An 18,013-nucleotide genomic window follows, 5' to 3' on the forward strand; every position below is an offset into this window, starting at 1 on the left:
CCGCCGACTAGGGTGGCCCGTACCGAACCTCAACCAGCTGATGAAGGCCGTGATGTCGATTCCTGCGGACGTGACGAGCGCCGATGTTGTGCTCAGCGCACACTCCGTGCGCAAGAGCTTCGGCCGCGGCGACACCACTGTGACGGCCCTCGATGGCATCACGGTGAACTTCGAAGCCAGCAGATTCAGCGCGATTATGGGACCTTCGGGTTCAGGCAAATCTACCTTCATGCATGTCCTCGCTGGCCTCGACAGAGTCGACTCCGGAACCATCACCATGGGTGGCCAGGACATCACCGATCTCAACGACAAAGAACTCACCAAGATGCGGCGTGACCGCATCGGATTTATCTTCCAGGCGTTCAACCTGGTTCCCACGCTCAGTGCCGAACAGAACATCGAACTGCCCGTGTCCCTGGCGCGTAAGAGGATCGATCCGGAATGGAAGGCAGAAGTCGTTGAGCGGCTTGAGCTGGGGGACCGGCTCAAACACCGCCCGCACGAACTCTCTGGAGGTCAGCAGCAGCGCGTTGCCGTGGCTCGCGCCCTCCTGACTCCCCGATGTGATCTTCGCCGACGAGCCCACAGGCAATCTTGATTCGCAGGCGGGAGCTGAGGTGCTGGCCCTGCTGCATGGAGCAACCACCCGCTATGGACAGACGATCATCTTGGTCACTCACGACCCCGTGGCCGCCTCACACGCCGATCGAGTAGTGCTCCTCAAAGACGGGCGTGCTGGAGGAGAAGTGCATCAGCCGACCAAAGAATCCGTGGTCTCGGCGCTGGGTGAGCTGAGCGATCTGTGATCGCAGTTGCTCTGGCGGAGATCCGAATCCACTGGGCGCGATTCCTCGCGGTGGGTCTCGGCATCGCTCTGGCGGCGGGATTCGTCGTTTCAACCCTGATCCTCAGCTCTTCGCTGCAGGCGAGCCTGAAGGAATCCGTCGGGCACACATTCTCCAAGTCTGACCTCGTCATCGTCCCGGGCCAGGACGTCTTCGTCGACGGGCAGGAGGTCTCTCCTCTGAAGAAGCCTCTGGAGCAGGCTGATGGAGCGAGCACGGTGGCCGTCCATGCTCGCACGACGACGATCGGCCGGGGCCAGTCATTCTCCGAGAGCACGTTCGCTCTGACTCCTGCACCTGAGGATTCGGGCCTGGACACGTTCTCCATCACCGACGGCACCCGCCCCGATTCGATCACAGACCTGGTCCTGGCAAGGCGACTGCAACAGATCTGGGTGTGAGCATCGGCGATGAGATCCGCTTCTTCGTTGACTCGGTGTCCGTGGCTCCTGACGATGATTCGATGCCCATCTATCGGGGACCGAGCCAGAGCGACACGATGTTCACCGTCGTCGGTCTGGCCTCGATGGGAAGCAGTCCGGCGACTGCAGGCATGCACCGTGGGATGACGACCTCGGCGAGCTACCAGGAGTACTTCGCTGCGCAGGGGAATGTCGTCGCGCTCCAGGTCGCTCTTGACGAGGGTGCTGGCCCGGCTGCGGTCCGCACTCGCCTGCAGACGGCGATCGATGATTCAGCCTTGCAGGGAAGCCTGGAGGCGATGACCGTCGGCGATGCCATCGACGTCAAGGCTCAGCGACTCTCCGGCGGCAACGAGGTCATCACCTGGCTGCTCCTGGCCTTCGCCGGCATCTCCGTCATCGTAGCGATACTGGTGGTGTCCAACACCTTCTCCGTGATCGTGGCCGGGCGCAGACGCGAACTGGCGCTGTTGCGCTGCCTGGGAGCCTCACGCCTTCAGCTCTACGGGTCTGTGGTCACAGAGGGGGCCTTGGTCGGGTTGCTGGGGTCGATTGTCGGTGCGGCTGTAGGGGCAGGCTTCAGCTTCGGCCTCGCGGCAGGGGCGAAGCAGATCTGGCCCAACGAGTTTGAATATCTGAGCCTGAGCGTTCCAGCCTCGGCCCTGTTGATCGGCATCGCCGTCGGGGTGCTTCTCACTGTGCTCGCCACCATCCGACCAGCTCGCAGTGCCATCGCGGTGACGCCGCTGGAAGCGCTGCAGCTCGTCGACGAGTCCCTGTCTGCTTCGCGCTACAGCAGGCTGCGTCACATCTTCGGGTGGTCGAGCATCGGCCTCGGAGTCGTGCTCCTTCTCGCCTCGGTCTACCTGATCGAGAGATCACAGGTGTGGATCCTGGGCGGAGCACTCGGGGGCGCACTTCTCGTCTTCGGGCTTATCCTGTGCTCGGTGACGATCATTCCGCCCATCGTCGGGGCGATCGGCGAACTGATCTTCAGGCCCTTCGGCATCCCGGGTCGACTGGCGACCCTGAACACCCTGCGCAATCCCCGTCGAACAGCGGCGACAGCAACCGCACTCATCATCGGTGTCACCCTGGTGGCAACCATTCTGGTCGGTGGAATGTCGACGAAGGCAACGCTGGGTTTCGGCCTCGACCAGCGTTATCCCGTCGACATCGCTGTCCCGCTCGACACCGCGGTCGACCGCGACGAAGCAGGTGGCTTACGTGACATCGCGGGCGTGGAGGCCGTCGTCGTCGCTCATCGGGCACAGGTGCTCGGCGAACACGGGGATCCACCCCCGGAGCTCTACGTCATCGATCCCGATTCCGCGCGGACCGTGCTCAGCAAGGGCGCCGAGGCACCGGTTCCGGGGAAAGTGCTCGTCCCCGACGATTTCACTCCCGACAGCATCCGCATCAAGGGCCTCACCGAGGCGACGGTTCCGGTTGAAAAGTCCGGCGACTCGAGCCTGGTGTTCTTCACCACCCCAGATGTCGGCAACGATCTGGGCGTGTCCGCAACCTCCACTTCCGTTCTAATCAAGGTCGATCCGAATGCCTCGGTCGCCGACATATTCCGGATCCAACAGGATGTGGCCGAAGAACTCGACGTCACCAGTGACGACGTGAGCGGTTCTGCAGTGAGCCGGGGCCAATACTCCGAAATCATCGACGTCCTCCTCATAGTTTCTGTGGCCCTGCTGCTCATCGCGGTCCTCATCGCCTTGCTCGGTGTCTCAAACACGGTGAGCTTGTCGGTGATCGAACGTCGGCGCGAGAACTCTCTGCTGCGGGCGCTGGGCCTGAGCATCTCCCAGCTCAGGTCGCTCCTCGCTCTCGAAGCCACTCTCATCTCCTCAGTGGCGGCACTCATCGGTCTCCTCCTCGGCGGGGCACTCGGCATTGTCGGCACCCGGCTGATCTCCCACGACTATTCCCATCGGCTCATCGTTGACTGGTCGCTTCCCGCCACATTGGGCATCCTGCTGGTGGCGATCCTCGCCGGCCTGCTCTCCGCCTTGGCACCGGCCAGACGGGCCGCACAGCTGTCACCGGTCGAAGGACTCAAACAGGAGAACTGACCCCGCCGAGGCTGATGCAGTGGTGAGGATGATAGAAATGCAGGCATGAAATCTGCGTGGGCATCTGTTCTGATCGTCATCGGAATCGTTGTCGCCGCATTCAACTTGCGTCCAGGCGTGACGGGACTGTCACCTCTGCTGGATGCCATGGGCGCCGAGATCCATCTCAGCGCGGTCTTCCTGGCAGTCATCGGAATGCTGCCGCCGCTGCTCTACGGAATCAGCGGCTTCATCACACCACGGCTGTACAACCGCTTCTCTGGTCTGACGATCTCTCTGGCAGTCATGATCATGATCACGGCGGGTCTGGGCCTGCGTGCGGTTGTCGACTCTCCCGCGATCTTCCTGGCGCTCAGCATCCTCGCACTCCTGGGCATGGGCATCGGCAATGTGGTTGTGCCACCGATCGTGAAGTCCTACTTCCCTGATCGTGTCGCACTGATGTCGACAGTGCACGTGGGCCTGCTGCAGCTGGGGACATTCATCCCCCCGCTCGTGGCAGTGCCTCTGGCGTCGAAGTTCGAATGGCGTGGGTCACTGCTCGTGTGGGCTGCGTCCGCAGCAGTGGGGATCGCCGTCTGGGTCGTGATCGTCGTGCTCAAACCTGCACCCCGTTCTCAGGTCTCGGCCACAGTCGTCGGCGGAAGCGAACTTCTGCGACTGGTCAAGACCCGTCGTGCCTGGGCACTGATGACGATGACCGGGCTGACCTCCTTCAACAACTTCATCCTATTCACATGGCTGCCCACCCTGCTGACACGCTCGGGCTTCGACCCGGCATTCGCGGGAGCCATGCTCGCCCTTGTGACCGCCATTCCCCTCGTCCTCGGGTTCGTCCTGCCGCTTCTGGCACAGAAGATGTCCACCGCTTCACCGATCGTCATTGCCTTCTGCGGCTGCCTGGCCGCCGGGTACCTCGGTCTGTGGCTCATCCCCGAAGTCGCACCAGTGCTGTGGACGGTCCTGTTAGGCATCGGAATCTCGACGTTCCCACTGGCCCTGACCCTGATCACCCTGCGCTCTCGCAGCGCCGACGCCTCGGCAGCGCTGTCGGGCTTCGTCCAAGGCGGCGGCTATCTGATGGCTGCCACCGGCCCCCTGATCTTCGCTTTCCTGATCCAGAATTTTGACGCTACGTGGCCCGCCTATGCCGTGGTGCTGGCCTCCATCGCGGTGAAGTTCGCAGTCAGCTTCTCCGCCTGCCGCCCCGGCTCGATCTGATCTGGGCACCCCACGAGCCGAGAGGATGCTGAAGACGATGCTGAGGACTATGACACCTGATTCGCCGTCGACAACCGGACACGAGTAATCTGATCGAGTGACCCCGGAACTTCTGCAGACCGCTCTGGCGCGTGCGCTGGCGAGCGCCGCCGCCGCACGTGGAATCGACAGCGGGCCTGTTGCGAGCCCGCACCTTCGCCGGTCGCAGGCACAGCGTCACGGGGACTGGGTCTCGACAATCGCACTGCGCAGTGCTGCGACTCTGCACACCGAGCCCAGGAGCCTGGCAGAGGAGATCGCGGCAATGCTGCGTGACGACACCGGAGTGACCCGAGTCGACGTCGCCGGCCCCGGGTTCCTCAACATTTCAGTCAGTCCCAGCAGCCTCGCCCAGATCGCCGCTGACATCGTCAGCGCCGAGACGGCATTCGGTCCAGATCACGACACGGCAGCGCGTATCGAAACCACAGTCAACTGTCGCCTCTCCTCCAGCTGCGAGCTGCAGGCTCTGCACCCCGCTGTGGGGACCGACGTGCTTCGCTTCACGGCCGCACGTGGCGCCGCAGTGTCATCGCATCTGGGCGATATGAGATTGCTGCGCAGAGCCCACCCGGACAACCCTGTGTACCTCGTCCAGTTCGCCCACGCCTCAGCCTGCCGAATCGAACGCCGTGCAACATCGGCTGGAATCGACGCCTCCGACTTCGACCCCTACACCCTGACCGATGACACTGAGACTGCGCTGGCTGCAGCGCTGGCCGACTTCATCGCCACGACGGGCCGCGCCGCCTCCCTCGGCGAACCACAGCGCATCACCTGCCTCCTCGAAGCCGCATCTCAGCTGTTTCTGGACTGGGTGGACGCATGCCCTGTGACACCGAGCGTCGACGAGGACATCACGCGACTCCACGCTTCCCGGCTGGTCCTCGACCGAGCCGCCATCATCGTCCTGACCACAGGACTTCGACTACTGGGCGCCTGCGCCCCGGAGAGGATGTAATGCCTGCCCACATCGCCGGCACCTTGCACGCCACACCCGCACCCGTGTGGTTGCCCTACCCCGAAGACGTCAACGCGCTCCTGCCCAGCCTGTGGTCGGACAACGTGACGAAGTCCGACTCCGGTGTCCTCACCGTCGCCGGGCACACAGTCACCGACCTCGCCGAACGCTACGGAACCCCGACCCTCGTCATGGACGTCGCTGACTTCACCGCCCGGGCCGAGAACTACGTCAGCGCCTACTCGGCCGCCTTCTCCGCAGACAAGGGCCTGGCCGGAGTCGACGTCTTCTACGCGGGAAAGGCATTCCTGTGCACCGCTGTCGCTCGGTGGGTTCATGAGGCAGGCCTTGGTCTCGACACCTGTTCCCTGGGAGAGATGATGGTGGCCCGGGCAGCAGGAGTTCCAGGCGAACGGGTCGGTCTGCACGGCAACAACAAGTCTGTGGCCGAGCTCGAATATGCACTCGACTACGGTGTGGGACGGATCTTCGTCGACAGCCTCGACGAGATCTCCCTTCTCGAATCGATCGCGGCCGCCAAGGGCACCGTTGCCCCGGTGATGCTGCGGGTCACGGTGGGAGTGGAGGCCCACACCCACGATTTCATCGCCACAGCGCATGAGGATCAGAAATTCGGTCTCTCCGTCTCCGCCGGAACCGCGGCGAGGGCCGCAGGGGCCGTGGCGAACTCATCGCATCTGCGTTTCGACGGCCTCCACTCGCATATCGGCTCGCAGATCTTCGATATTTCCGGCTTCCAGGTTGCTGCCGCCCGTGTCCTGGCTCTGCGAGCAGAGATCATGGCCGAACACGGTGTCGATCTGCCCGATGTCGATCTGGGCGGTGGCTTCGGCATCCGCTACACCTCACAGGACACCCCCATCCCGGTGGCTGAGATGGCTCAGGAGCTCGCCGAAGTGGTCGCCAAGGAATGCCGCGGTCTGGGCACGAACGTGCCGCGGATCTCCATCGAGCCCGGACGCGCGATCGTGTCACCGTCCATGTTCACCCTCTACCGGGTCGGCACCGTCAAAGACGTCGACACCGACAATGGCCTGCGCACCTACGTCGCCGTCGACGGGGGGATGAGCGACAACATTCGGACAGCTCTCTACGATGCTGACTATTCGTGTACCTTGGCCAATCGGAACTCCAGTTCCGAACCCACCATCGTGCGCGTCGTGGGCAAGCACTGCGAATCCGGTGACATCATCGTCCGAGACGAATACATGGGATCCGATGTGTCCTCCGGCGACCTCGTCGCAGTCCCGAGCACCGGTGCCTACTGCCGGTCATTGGCCAACAACTACAACCACCTGCCCAAACCAGGGGTCCTGGCCGTGACAACGGATAAGGTTGAGTGGATCGTGACGCCCGAGGACTACTCTCAGATGTTGCGCAGCGATCCGGGAATGAACGTTTGAGAGCGGGTATGAGTGCCATTGAAGACAGCGAAAAGGTGAACAGATGCAGGCTTTGAAAGTTGCCATGCTCGGATGTGGAGTCGTCGGCACCGAGGTCGCCACCCGCATCCAGAACCGGAGCGAGGCTCTGGCCGAACGGATCGGTGCGCCTCTGAAACTGAGCGCAATCGTCGTCCGCGACACCTCGAAGCAGCGCCCGGGGATCGACCCGAGCCTGCTGACGACCGATGCGGAGGCGGCCATCGCCGACGCCGATATCGTCATCGAGTTGATGGGAGGCATCGAACCTGCCAAAACGCTTATCCGCTCGGCACTCGACCACGGCTCCTCCGTCGTCACCGCCAACAAGGCTCTGCTGGCCGCTAACTACGGTGAGCTCATGTCTGCGGCGGACACGGCCGGTGTCCGTCTCGAGCACGAAGCCGCCGTCGCCGGTGCCATTCCCATCATCCGTCCCGTCGGCGACTCTCTGGCAGGGGACCGGATCGACCGAATCATGGGCATCGTCAACGGCACCACCAACTACATCCTCGATCAGATGGATTCCGAAGGCTGGAGCTTCGACGAAGCGCTCACGACCGCGCAGGAGCTGGGATACGCCGAGGCGGACCCAAGCGCTGACATCGGTGGCCATGATGCCGCTGCCAAGGCCGCGATTCTTTCGTCACTGGCTTTTCACGCCCCTGTCTCGATCGACGATGTCCACGTTGAAGGCATCGAAGACATCACACCGGAGATGGTCGCCACGGCTCGGGACCAGGGATTCGTCATCAAACTCCTCGCCGTCTGCGAACGCGTCAGCGAATCGCCCGCCGGGCCGGGGCTGTCCGCTCGCGTCTACCCGGCGCTGCTGGGACGCAGTCACCCTCTTGCAACAGTGCGCGGAGCCTACAACGCGGTCTTCATCGAGGCCGAGGCTGCTGGGTCGCTGATGTTCTACGGGCAGGGGGCCGGCGGCGAACCGACTGCGTCTGCGGTCCTCGGCGATGTGGTCTCAGTGGCCCGTCGCAAGGTTCTCGGTGGTCGGGGCCAGTATGAGCGTCCCTTCCACGAGGACTCGACCATCCTGCCGATATCGGCGATCACCACCCGATACCACATCACGCTCGACGTGGTCGATCGCCCGGGCGTCCTCGCCGCAGTCTCCGAGATCTTCTCCAACGAGGGCGCATCGATCGAACTCATGCGCCAGACCGTGGGAGAAGTCGACGACCAGGGCACTCAGCACGCGAAGCTCGTGCTCGCCACCCACTCGAACACCGACGCGATCCTGCGGGAGACGGTCGACCGCCTCGGCGGCCTCACCGTGGTACGCGCCGTCAAATCCGTGATCCGTGTAGAAGGACAGTGAGAATGACCGAGTTTCCCAAAAAGCACTGGCAGGGAGTTGTCGAGGAATATCGCGCCCTTCTCAATATTGCCGAGACCACACCGGCTGTGACCCTGGGCGAAGGCGGGACACCGCTCATTCACGCGGAGAAGCTCAGCGAGCTCACCGGAGCGAACGTGTGGGTGAAGTACGAAGGCCTCAACCCGACAGCGTCCTTCAAGGACCGGGGCATGACGATGGCCATCACGAAGGCAGTGGCTCAGGGTGCGAAGGCCGTGATCTGCGCGTCGACAGGCAACACCTCGGCCTCGGCAGCGGCCTACGCCACCAAGGCCGGACTCACCTGTGCCGTGCTGGTGCCCACCGGCAAGATCGCTCCGGGCAAGATGAGCCAGGCCATCGCCCATGGGGCCACACTGCTTGAAGTGGACGGAAACTTCGACGACTGCCTGACTCTGTGCCGGAAGCTCTCCGAGTCCTACCCAGTTCACCTCGTCAACTCCGTCAACCCGGATCGCATCGAGGGACAGAAGACTGCGTCCTTCGAAGTCGTCGACGTCCTGGGCGACGCCCCCGACATCCACGTGCTGCCTGTGGGCAACGCGGGCAATATCACCGCGTACTGGAAGGGCTACCGCCAGTATCAGGAAATCGGAGCCGCCACACGCCTGCCGCAGATGTGGGGCTTCCAAGCCGCCGGTTCGGCCCCGATCGTGCTCGGCCACCCCGTCGACGAACCCGATACGATCGCCACGGCCATCCGGATAGGCAATCCGGCCAGCTGGCAGCAGGCCGTTGAGGCCCGCGACTCCTCCGGTGGAGTTATCGACTCGGTCACCGACGATGAAATCCTGCGCGCGCACAAGATCCTGTCCAGGGAAGAGGGAATCTTCGTCGAACCCGGTTCGGCCTCTTCGGTGGCTGGACTGCTGAAGATGTCCGAGGCGGGCAAGGTCCCTGCCGGGGCGACGATCGCGGTCACCGTGACCGGTCACGGCCTCAAGGATCCCAGCTGGGCACTGCACACGGCTGACGGTTCCGAGATCGAGCCGAAGCGGGTCTCCGTCGATGCCGTCAGCGCGGCACGGGCTCTCGGGCTCGAAGACAGATGAGCGTGAGGATCCAGATCGAGGTTCCGGCCACCTCGGCGAACCTGGGCCCCGGTTATGATGCCTTCGGCCTTGCTCTCGGGATCTTCGATACGCTGACTCTGACGATCCATGATGACCCTGTCGACCCCAGCACCTGCGTGAGGGTGACGGGGGAGAGCGCTGAGACTCTGCCGACGGATCGGTCCCATCTCATCATGCGGGTGATCGGTGATGTGCTCAATGCAGAGTATCCGGAGGCCCCCGCCGGCCTGGGGGAGCGGCTCAGCTTGGACTGTGTCAACCGGATACCCCATTCTCGCGGCCTGGGGTCCTCCGCGGCGGCGATCGTGGGCGCCATTGCGCTGGCCGGTGAGGTCGGCGCTCACGCCGGAGGTCAGAAGCTGAGCAGGCAGCGTGTGCTTGAGCTCGCCTCCGAACTCGAGGGCCACCCCGACAATGCGGCCCCTGCCGTCTCCGGGGGACTGACCATCTCCCTGCCGGATCCTGCGCGCTCGTGGCAGGTACCGGCCAACACCATCGCCGAGGTGACCGTGCTGGTGCCCGACGTACGTCTGGACACGGAGATCGCTCGAAGCGTGATCCCTGCTTCCATCGAACATGAGGTCGCCGCAGAGAACTCCGCGCGTGCCGGACTGCTCATCCATGGCTTCGTCACCGATTCCTCGGTTCTGCTGGAGGCCACCGCGGATCGTCTGCATCAGGAATTTCGACGTGATGCGTATCCCGAGTCGATGTCACTCGTCGATGCTCTGCGCGCCGAGGGTCTGCCCGCCGTGATCTCGGGTGCCGGACCCACCGTCCTCGTACTCGCGAGCACGGTTCCCCCGGCACTGATCTCAGAAGCGGTGACACTCGTTCACACCTCCATTGACCTCGGCGGATATCGCCTCAAAGAAACGAAACAGACATCGGATTCGCGTGAACGCCGTTGAGCACGTAAACTAAGAGTGTTCCGTCAGTGATCGGATTCTGCGGTATGCATCGCGAATCCACTGACTTTTCACAAATTCTGGAACGTCTCCTGCTCATTCTTAGGCAGGTTATCTTTCACAATGCACCGTCAATGGTGTTTCCGTCGCCGTGAGTAAACGGCTCTTGCCGCACGGCCGAAAGAGGGAGAAGGACCTTCGTGTCTGAAACCACTACTCAAGATTCCACACCACGCACCGGCAGTCTGACCGCTTTGCGTCTGCCCCAGCTCCAGGAAATGGCAGCGGGATTCGGGATCAAAGGGTACCGTCGACTTCGCAAAGGCGAACTGATCGACGCCATCAACAACCACAATGGCGCACAGGGCGGTTCGGGGCAGGTTCAAGCAGCCCCGAAGACCGCACCGGCCGCTTCCGCAGCCTCCGAGAAGGAAGCCAAGGAGGACAAGCGCGATTCCAATGAAGCGCCCGCAGAAGCCAAACGTCGCCCGGCTCGTCGCAGTGCAGCTGCGACGTCTGATGATGACGCCACCGCCTCGCAGGGCGCAGCTGCTGCAGCGAGTTCGGCTGAGGCCTCCACTGTCGCCGAAACGCCGACCACAGACGACAATTCGTCCGATTCAGCTGGTGAGCCCGACAAACAGCGTTCGCGTCGCGGGCGTTCGCGTTCACGTGGCGCCGAGGCCCAGAACGAGGACACCGGACACAGCTCCGATGACGCGGGTGAGCGGGCAGATCGCAATGATCACGGAAACGGCCGAAATCGTCAGAACGATGACAATGACCGCGAGAATGACCGTAACGATCGAGGAAACGCCCGCGCTCGTCAGAACGACGACAACGACCGCGGGAATGACCGCAACGATCGTGGCAACGGCCGCAATCGTCAGAACGACGACAACGATCGTGGCAACGGCCGCAATCGTCAGAACGACGACAACGATCGCGGGAATGACCGCAACGATCGCAACAGTGACCGCAACGATCGCAACAGTGACCGCAACGATCGCAACAACGATCGTGGAAACGGCCGCAATCGTCAGAACGACGACAACGAACGCAACAACGATCGACGTGGTCGCAACAACAACGATGACGACGATCGTGGCAACCGCCGCGGACGCGGTCGTGACCGTGACCGCAAACGTCGCGGAGGACGCGGCAACGACGAGCCCGAGATCCGCAATGATGACGTGCTCATCCCCGTCGGCGGTATCCTCGACGTGCATGACAACTACGCGTTCCTGCGCACCTCGGGTTACCTGCCCGGCCCCAACGACGTCTATGTCTCGGCCTCGATGGTGCGCAAGAACCAGCTGCGCAAGGGCGACGCCGTCGCCGGTGCCATCCGCCAGCCTCGCGACAACGACCGCAACAGCAAGCGTGAGAAGTTCGATGCCCTGGTGCGACTGGACTCTGTCAATGGTCTGACCGTTGATGATGCCCGCAGCCGTGTCGAGTTCTCGAAGCTGACTCCGCTCTATCCGCAGGAGAGGATGCGCCTCGAGACCACCTCGAAGCAGTATTCGACACGGCTCATCGACCTTGTGACTCCGATCGGCAAGGGCCAGCGTGGTCTCATCGTGGCGCCGCCCAAGGCGGGCAAGACGATGATCATGCAGCAGGTCGCCAATGCGATCAGCGAGAACAATCCGGAAGTCCACCTGATGGTCGTCCTCGTCGACGAACGTCCCGAGGAAGTCACGGACATGCAGCGTGCGGTGAAAGGCGAAGTCATCGCTTCGACCTTCGACCGTCCGGCCGATGATCACACGACGATCGCCGAACTGGCGATCGAGCGCGCCAAGCGTCTTGTCGAAATGGGTTCTGACGTCGTCGTGCTTCTCGACAACATCACGCGACTCGGCCGCGCCTACAACATTGCGCAGCCAGCCTCTGGCCGCATCCTCTCCGGTGGTGTCGACGCGAACGCGCTCTACCCGCCGAAGCGCTTCTTCGGTGCAGCCCGCAACATTGAGAACGGCGGGTCGCTGACCATTTTGGCCACCGCCCTCGTCGAGACCGGTTCCAAGATGGACGAGGTCATCTTCGAAGAGTTCAAGGGCACCGGCAACATGGAGCTGCGTCTGTCGCGCCAGCTCGCCGACAAGCGCATCTTCCCGGCCGTCGACGTCAACGCGTCGAGCACCCGCCGCGAAGAGATGCTGATGACCACTGAAGAGATGAAGGTCATGTGGCAGCTTCGTCGCGTGTTGTCCGGACTCGAGCAGCAGCAAGCTGTCGAACTCCTCATGTCGAAGCTGAAGGAAACCGGGTCGAACGTCGAATTCCTGATGCAGGTGCAGAAGACGACGCCCATGCAAAAGTCCGCCACCGACAACAACTGAGATGGCTGACGATGACACCCTTACAGCCAGCGTCAGCGCACTGCTCGACGAGCATGCACGTCTGCAGTCGGAACTCTCCGATCCTGCGGTGCACGCTGACGCTGGCCGCGCCAAGAAGCTGACCAGGCGCTACGCAGAACTCGACAAGGTCGCTGTGACCGCTCGTCGGTTCGCCCAGCTCGAAGACGACGCCGCCGCCGCGGAAGAACTCGCGGCCGACGATGCCGAATTCGGCGCTGAGGCCACACGCCTGCACGAGGAAGCCTCGGACGTCGAGGCCGAACTCAGAGACCTCTTGGTTCCCAGCGACCCCGACGATGCACGCGATGCGATCATCGAGATCAAAGCTGGTGAGGGTGGCGACGAATCCGCGCTGTTCGCAGGAGATCTCCTGCGGATGTACCAGCGCTGGATCGACTCGCGCGGATGGTCCTCGCAGATCCTGGATGCCACGCATTCTGACCTCGGAGGCTACAAAGACGTGACCCTGGCCCTGAAGGCCAAGGATGACGGTGCCTACGGGTGGGTGAAGTTCGAAGGTGGTGTCCACAGGGTCCAACGCGTGCCCGTGACCGAATCCCAAGGACGCATCCACACCTCGGCTGCCGGCGTGCTCGTGTTTCCGGAAGTGGACGAGCCGGAAGAAGTGGCGCTCGATGACAACGATCTGCGCATCGATGTCTACCGATCTTCGGGCCCCGGCGGTCAGTCCGTGAACACGACGGACTCCGCCGTGCGCATCACCCATGTACCGACGGGCATCACCGCCAGCTGTCAGAACGAGAAATCGCAGCTGCAGAACAAGGAAGCAGCACTGCGGATGCTGCGCGCCCGCATCCTGGCCAAACAGGCCGAGGAAGCCGCAGCCGAGGCCGCGGACATTCGACGGTCCCAGGTTCGCACCGTTGACCGTTCGGAACGCATCCGCACCTACAATTTCCCCGAAAACCGGATCACGGATCATCGGACTGGCTACAAGGCCTACAACCTTGACCAGGTTCTCGCCGGCGACCTCGACCCTGTCATCGGTTCCTGCCGTGAGGCTGACAAAACAGCACGACTCGACGCGCTGGGAGACTGACCTGAATCCGCGCCCGCCCGCTTCCGAAGAGGACGTGTCGACGGTGCTGCGCGGGGCCGCTCAGCTGCTGGCCGACGCCGACGTACCCAATCCTGATCCGGACTCCGCAGCTCTGCTCGCCCACGCATGGGGAATCGAGGCCTCCGACCTGGCGCGCAAACGCCTCTTCGGCGAGACTGTTCCCGCCGGAGTCACCGAAGTCTTCGCACAACTCGTCGACCGGCGGCGTCAGCGGGTCCCACTTCAGCACATCATCGGAGTCGCAGCCTTTCGTCACCTCGAACTGCAGGTCGGTCCTGGAGTCTTCGTCCCCCGCCCTGAGACTGAGCTCCTCGTCACAGAGGTCCTCGAGGAGCTGGACAGGCAACAGAACGCCCACGAGGGCTTAGTCATCGATCTGTGCTCCGGTTCGGGCGCGATCACGCTCTCCCTGGCCACCGAACATCCGCGGCTGGCCATCATCGGCGTCGAGTCCGAAGCCGAGGCCCTGAACTGGTCGCTGAAGAATCTTGCGTCGGTCAACCTCGGTGATTCGAGAGTCGAGCTGATCTCCGGTGACGCGACGAGATTCGCCGATGACCGACCAGACCTGTGGGGCAGGGCCGATGTCGTCGTGACCAACCCTCCCTACGTGCCCGATGACGCTGTGCCCCGCGATTCCGAGGTACGCGAACATGATCCGGCTGCCGCTCTCTACGGAGGTTCGACGGGCCTGGAAATCCCACGACTCATCCTGTTGCAGGCGGAGAAGTTGCTGCGTCCCGGTGGATTCTTCATCATGGAACATTCCGAAGAACAGGGTCCACAAGCCTGCGAACTCATCATGTCCACGGCCAGTCTCAGGCGGGCCGCAACCTACCCGGACTACACTGGACGCGACCGCTACACGGTGGCCCATCGTGTGACAGGGGTCGACCTGTGACCATGGACCACCCGGTTCGGGCCACTGACCACCATGATTCGAAACGGAGAATTCGTGTCGAGACGATTCGACGTCACCCAAAGCGACATCCGTGATCTTGTCCTTGACGAATGTGCCAGGGTCAGCGAAACGGGCAATCTGCTCGTCATTCCCACGGACACCGTGTACGGTATCGCCGCAGACGCGTTCAGCGCCTCAGCTGTCTCCGCTCTGCTTGCGGCGAAGGGACGCGGACGCGACATGCCGCCGCCGGTTCTCGTCCCGCGAGCGGAGACCGTCTTCGGACTCGTCGACGGCGTCGACGAGAGGATGCTGTCGCTGACCGCCCAATTCTGGCCAGGACCGCTGACGATCATAGCCAATGCTCAGCCGTCGTTGGACTGGGACCTCGGCGACACCCATGGCACAGTTGCGGTGCGGATGCCCGACGACGAATACGCTCTCGCTTTGTTGGGCCGTACAGGGCCACTGGCCGTCTCGAGCGCCAACATCTCCGGTCAGCCCGCAGCCACCTCAGCGGATGAGGCGATGGAGATGCTGGGCGACGATGTCGACATCTACGTCGACGGGGGAGCCCGCGTGTCGGGAGTCTCTTCGACGATCGTCGACCTCACCGGAGATGTTCCCCGAATCGTGCGCGAAGGGCCTGTGACCATCGAGGAACTGCGTGACATCGTCCCCGACATCCTCGACCTGGACGGCTGAGTGCGCGCCTACCTCTTCATCCTCATCATCTCGGCCCTTGTGGCCTACCTGTTGACCCCGATGGTCAGGAGGGTCGCCGAGCGCGGCCTCATCTTCTCGCCCCTGCGTGAACGGGACGTGCATTCCGTTCCGACGCCGAGGTTGGGCGGAGTCGCGATGTTCGGAGCGGTGATCGTCGGCCTCATCTTCGCCTCACAGACCCCGTTCCTGCAGAGAATCTTCGTCGATATGGCCCCCATCATCGGCATCGCGGGCGCCGCCACGGTGCTGTGTGTGCTGGGCATCATCGACGACATCTGGGATCTCCACTGGATGACCAAACTCGCAGGTCAGGCGCTGGCCGCGGGCTTCATGGCAATCAACGGAGTGGCGCTGCTGTCGATTCCGTTCGGGGGAGTGATCATCGCATCGCCGCGGATGTCGATCATCATCACCATCCTCGTCGTCCTGGTGACGATCAATGCCGTGAACTTCGTCGATGGGCTCGACGGACTGGCCGCAGGAGTCGTGGCGATCGGCGGCAGCGCATTCTTCATCTATTCCTACGGGCTGGCCCGGGACACATCCCCCGAGTCCTATGCGAACCTGGCGTCGTTGATCACCGCGATCCTCGTCGGCGCCTGCCTCGGCTTTCTGCCCCACAATTTCAATCCCGCGCGGATCTTCATGGGCGATTCGGGGTCGATGCTCATCGGTCTGCTGCTCGCCGCGTCGACGATCCGTGTGACCGGGCAGGTCGATCCGGCATTTCTGGGCGAAGAGCGTGTGTTCGCGACATTCCTGCCCATCATCTTGCCGATTGCAGTGATGTTCCTGCCTCTGCTGGACCTGGGACTGGCTGTCGTCCGCCGACTCATGGCCGGCCAATCACCGTTCTCCGCTGACGCCAAGCACCTTCATCACAGAATGCTCAGCCTGGGACATTCGCATGCCCGGGCAGTGCTGATCCTCTACAGCTGGACCGCACTGATCGCCTTCGGCTCAGTCATGCTGCTCCTGATGTCGTGGGTCTACGTGGTCTGCATCGTCGGCGGCCTGTTCGCCATCACCCTGATCTTCACGTTCTACCCCCTGCGGGTCCGCCAGAAAGCCAGAGAGGAAATCTCATGACCGATGAGTCACGTCGTCAGGAGACCTACGTTCAAGCAGCGTGGACCAGAGTCTGGAGGACCATGTTGATCCGCGGGGCGATCCTCGTCGTGGCTGTCGCCGTGCTCGGAATGGGCATCGGCTACCTGGTATCCGGTTCCAAAGGACTCAACGGCGGTGCTGTCGGCGGGGGACTGGCCGCGGTCTTCATCATCATCACCCTGGTCATCATGTATGCCGGCCGCAACATGGGGTTGACGGCGATCGCCGGATTCTTGGGCATGGGCTTCCTCTTCAAAGCGTTCATCTTCATGATCGTCATCTGGCGGCTCAAAGACGCAATCTGGCTGGACGGAACTGTGGCGTTCTTCACGATCGTCGTGGCCGTGATCGGTTCTTCGCTCGTCGAAGCGCTGACTGTGGTCAAAGGACGCGTTCCCTACGTGGATCCCGACGCGAAATAGGCGAATTCGACGCTTGCGACAGCCCCTGCCAGAGGAGGTACAGTCAAAGGTGATGAATTTGTCGACAGCTCTCTACAATTGGTAGAGTTGTTGCGGTGCTGGAGCCATTCGTTGCTCCATGTCGCTCCTGAACCTACAGCCATGCAACTCGTGTGTGGCTAAGGCCAGGCCATCAAGGCTTTTGACCATGGGAGAGTAAAGGAAACGTGGGAACACTCAACGCTGCGAACACAACGATCCAAGCCGCTGAAGGTGGTTTTCACGCCCCGTCTATGGCGGAGTTCTTCCCCGCCGCGTTCCTCTTCGAAGGCACTCCCTTTGAGATGAACCGCGTGATGCTCATCCGTGTCATCGCCACTGTGGCAGTCGTTGTTCTGCTTGCTGTGTGGGCAAAGCGCATGAAGCTCGTTCCGGGCCGCTTCCAGTCCAGCATGGAGCTGGCGATGGAATTCGTCACCGTCGGAATCGCCGAAGACACCATGGGCAAGGAGCGCGCCAAGAAGTTCATGCCGCTGATCGTCGCGATCTTCTTCGGCATTCTGTTCTGGAACGTCACGAAGCTGATTCCGTTCCTCAATATGCCGGGCACCGGCGTCATCGGCCTCCCAATCGTGCTCACGCTTACGGTTTACGTGACTTATCATTGGGCTGGCATCGCCGAGAAGGGACTCGGCGGCTATCTCAAGGATTCGCTCATCCTGCCCGGAGTCCCATGGCCGATGCATATTCTGCTCATCCCGATCGAGTTCATCACGAAGTTCGTCACCCAGCCGTTTACGCTGGCCATCCGACTCTTCGCCAACATGATGGTCGGCCACCTCCTCCTCGTGCTCTGCTTCTCAGCGACGAGCTTCTTCCTCATCGATGCTGCGAACGGATTCCAGTTCTTCTCGATCATCACCTTCGCCGGCGGATTCTTCGTCTTCATCCTTGAGATGCTGATTGTCGTCCTGCAGGCCTATATCTTCGCTCTTCTCTCCTGCGTCTACATCAACGCCGCGATCTCAGACGACCACTGAGAAACGCCCCTCAATCTG

Annotated in this window: 15 protein-coding genes and 1 pseudogene; all 16 read left to right on the top strand. The window is 62.6% G+C overall.

Annotation, left to right across the window (positions count from 1 at the left end; translation table 11 throughout):
- Positions 1-40: 40 nt before the first annotated feature.
- Positions 41-806, top strand: a pseudogene (locus BANT918_RS11570) (ABC transporter ATP-binding protein).
- On the top strand, positions 803-1,246 hold the full coding sequence (locus tag BANT918_RS17755) for a hypothetical protein (RefSeq protein WP_233430459.1): 444 nt from the start codon (positions 803-805) through the stop codon (positions 1,244-1,246). The pseudogene BANT918_RS11570 and the gene BANT918_RS17755 overlap by 4 nt, the downstream one beginning before the upstream one ends.
- Positions 1,243-3,351 carry an FtsX-like permease family protein gene (locus tag BANT918_RS11575; RefSeq protein WP_233430461.1) on the top strand — a complete coding sequence of 703 codons (2,109 nt, stop codon included), beginning with the start codon at positions 1,243-1,245 and terminating at the stop codon, positions 3,349-3,351. Before BANT918_RS17755 ends, BANT918_RS11575 begins: the two co-directional genes overlap by 4 nt.
- A gap of 45 nt (positions 3,352-3,396) precedes the next feature.
- A complete protein-coding gene (locus BANT918_RS11580; RefSeq protein ID WP_101620375.1) occupies positions 3,397-4,572 on the top strand; it encodes a CynX/NimT family MFS transporter in 1,176 nt (391 codons plus the stop codon).
- Between the two features lie 97 nt (positions 4,573-4,669).
- Positions 4,670-5,572, top strand: a complete 903-nt coding sequence (locus BANT918_RS11585) for a DALR anticodon-binding domain-containing protein (protein WP_101620376.1) — start codon at positions 4,670-4,672, stop codon at positions 5,570-5,572.
- The gene (lysA, locus tag BANT918_RS11590; RefSeq protein WP_101620377.1) at positions 5,572-6,996 is read left to right on the top strand and encodes a diaminopimelate decarboxylase; all 1,425 of its coding nucleotides are present in this window, start codon (positions 5,572-5,574) and stop codon (positions 6,994-6,996) included. The genes BANT918_RS11585 and lysA overlap by 1 nt, the downstream gene beginning before the upstream one ends.
- A gap of 43 nt (positions 6,997-7,039) precedes the next feature.
- Positions 7,040-8,347, top strand: a complete 1,308-nt coding sequence (locus BANT918_RS11595; protein ID WP_101620378.1) for a homoserine dehydrogenase — start codon at positions 7,040-7,042, stop codon at positions 8,345-8,347.
- Between the two features lie 2 nt (positions 8,348-8,349).
- Positions 8,350-9,438 (top strand): threonine synthase, encoded by a 1,089-nt coding sequence (thrC, locus tag BANT918_RS11600; protein WP_101620379.1) that lies wholly within the window; start codon positions 8,350-8,352, stop codon positions 9,436-9,438.
- Positions 9,435-10,370: a homoserine kinase gene (gene thrB / locus BANT918_RS11605; RefSeq protein WP_233429491.1), complete on the top strand. Its 936-nt coding sequence runs from the start codon at positions 9,435-9,437 to the stop codon at positions 10,368-10,370. Before thrC ends, thrB begins: the two co-directional genes overlap by 4 nt.
- Before the next feature lie 197 nt (positions 10,371-10,567).
- The gene (gene rho / locus BANT918_RS11610; protein ID WP_101620381.1) at positions 10,568-12,715 is read left to right on the top strand and encodes a transcription termination factor Rho; all 2,148 of its coding nucleotides are present in this window, start codon (positions 10,568-10,570) and stop codon (positions 12,713-12,715) included.
- 1 nt (position 12,716) lies between these two features.
- Positions 12,717-13,796, top strand: a complete 1,080-nt coding sequence (gene prfA / locus BANT918_RS11615; RefSeq protein ID WP_101620382.1) for a peptide chain release factor 1 — start codon at positions 12,717-12,719, stop codon at positions 13,794-13,796.
- Positions 13,753-14,718, top strand: coding sequence for a peptide chain release factor N(5)-glutamine methyltransferase (prmC, locus tag BANT918_RS11620; protein ID WP_233429490.1), 966 nt, complete (start codon positions 13,753-13,755; stop codon positions 14,716-14,718). The genes prfA and prmC overlap by 44 nt, the downstream gene beginning before the upstream one ends.
- A gap of 54 nt (positions 14,719-14,772) precedes the next feature.
- The gene (locus BANT918_RS11625; RefSeq protein ID WP_101620469.1) at positions 14,773-15,423 is read left to right on the top strand and encodes an L-threonylcarbamoyladenylate synthase; all 651 of its coding nucleotides are present in this window, start codon (positions 14,773-14,775) and stop codon (positions 15,421-15,423) included.
- A complete protein-coding gene (locus BANT918_RS11630; protein ID WP_101620384.1) occupies positions 15,424-16,533 on the top strand; it encodes an MraY family glycosyltransferase in 1,110 nt (369 codons plus the stop codon).
- Positions 16,530-16,976 (top strand): hypothetical protein, encoded by a 447-nt coding sequence (locus tag BANT918_RS11635; RefSeq protein WP_101620385.1) that lies wholly within the window; start codon positions 16,530-16,532, stop codon positions 16,974-16,976. Before BANT918_RS11630 ends, BANT918_RS11635 begins: the two co-directional genes overlap by 4 nt.
- Positions 16,977-17,182: 206 nt before the next feature.
- A complete protein-coding gene (gene atpB, locus BANT918_RS11640) occupies positions 17,183-17,995 on the top strand; it encodes a F0F1 ATP synthase subunit A (RefSeq protein ID WP_233429489.1) in 813 nt (270 codons plus the stop codon).
- Positions 17,996-18,013 lie beyond the last annotated feature (18 nt).

This window comes from Brevibacterium antiquum CNRZ 918 (genome assembly GCF_900169145.1).
Taxonomy (GTDB): domain Bacteria; phylum Actinomycetota; class Actinomycetes; order Actinomycetales; family Brevibacteriaceae; genus Brevibacterium; species Brevibacterium koreense.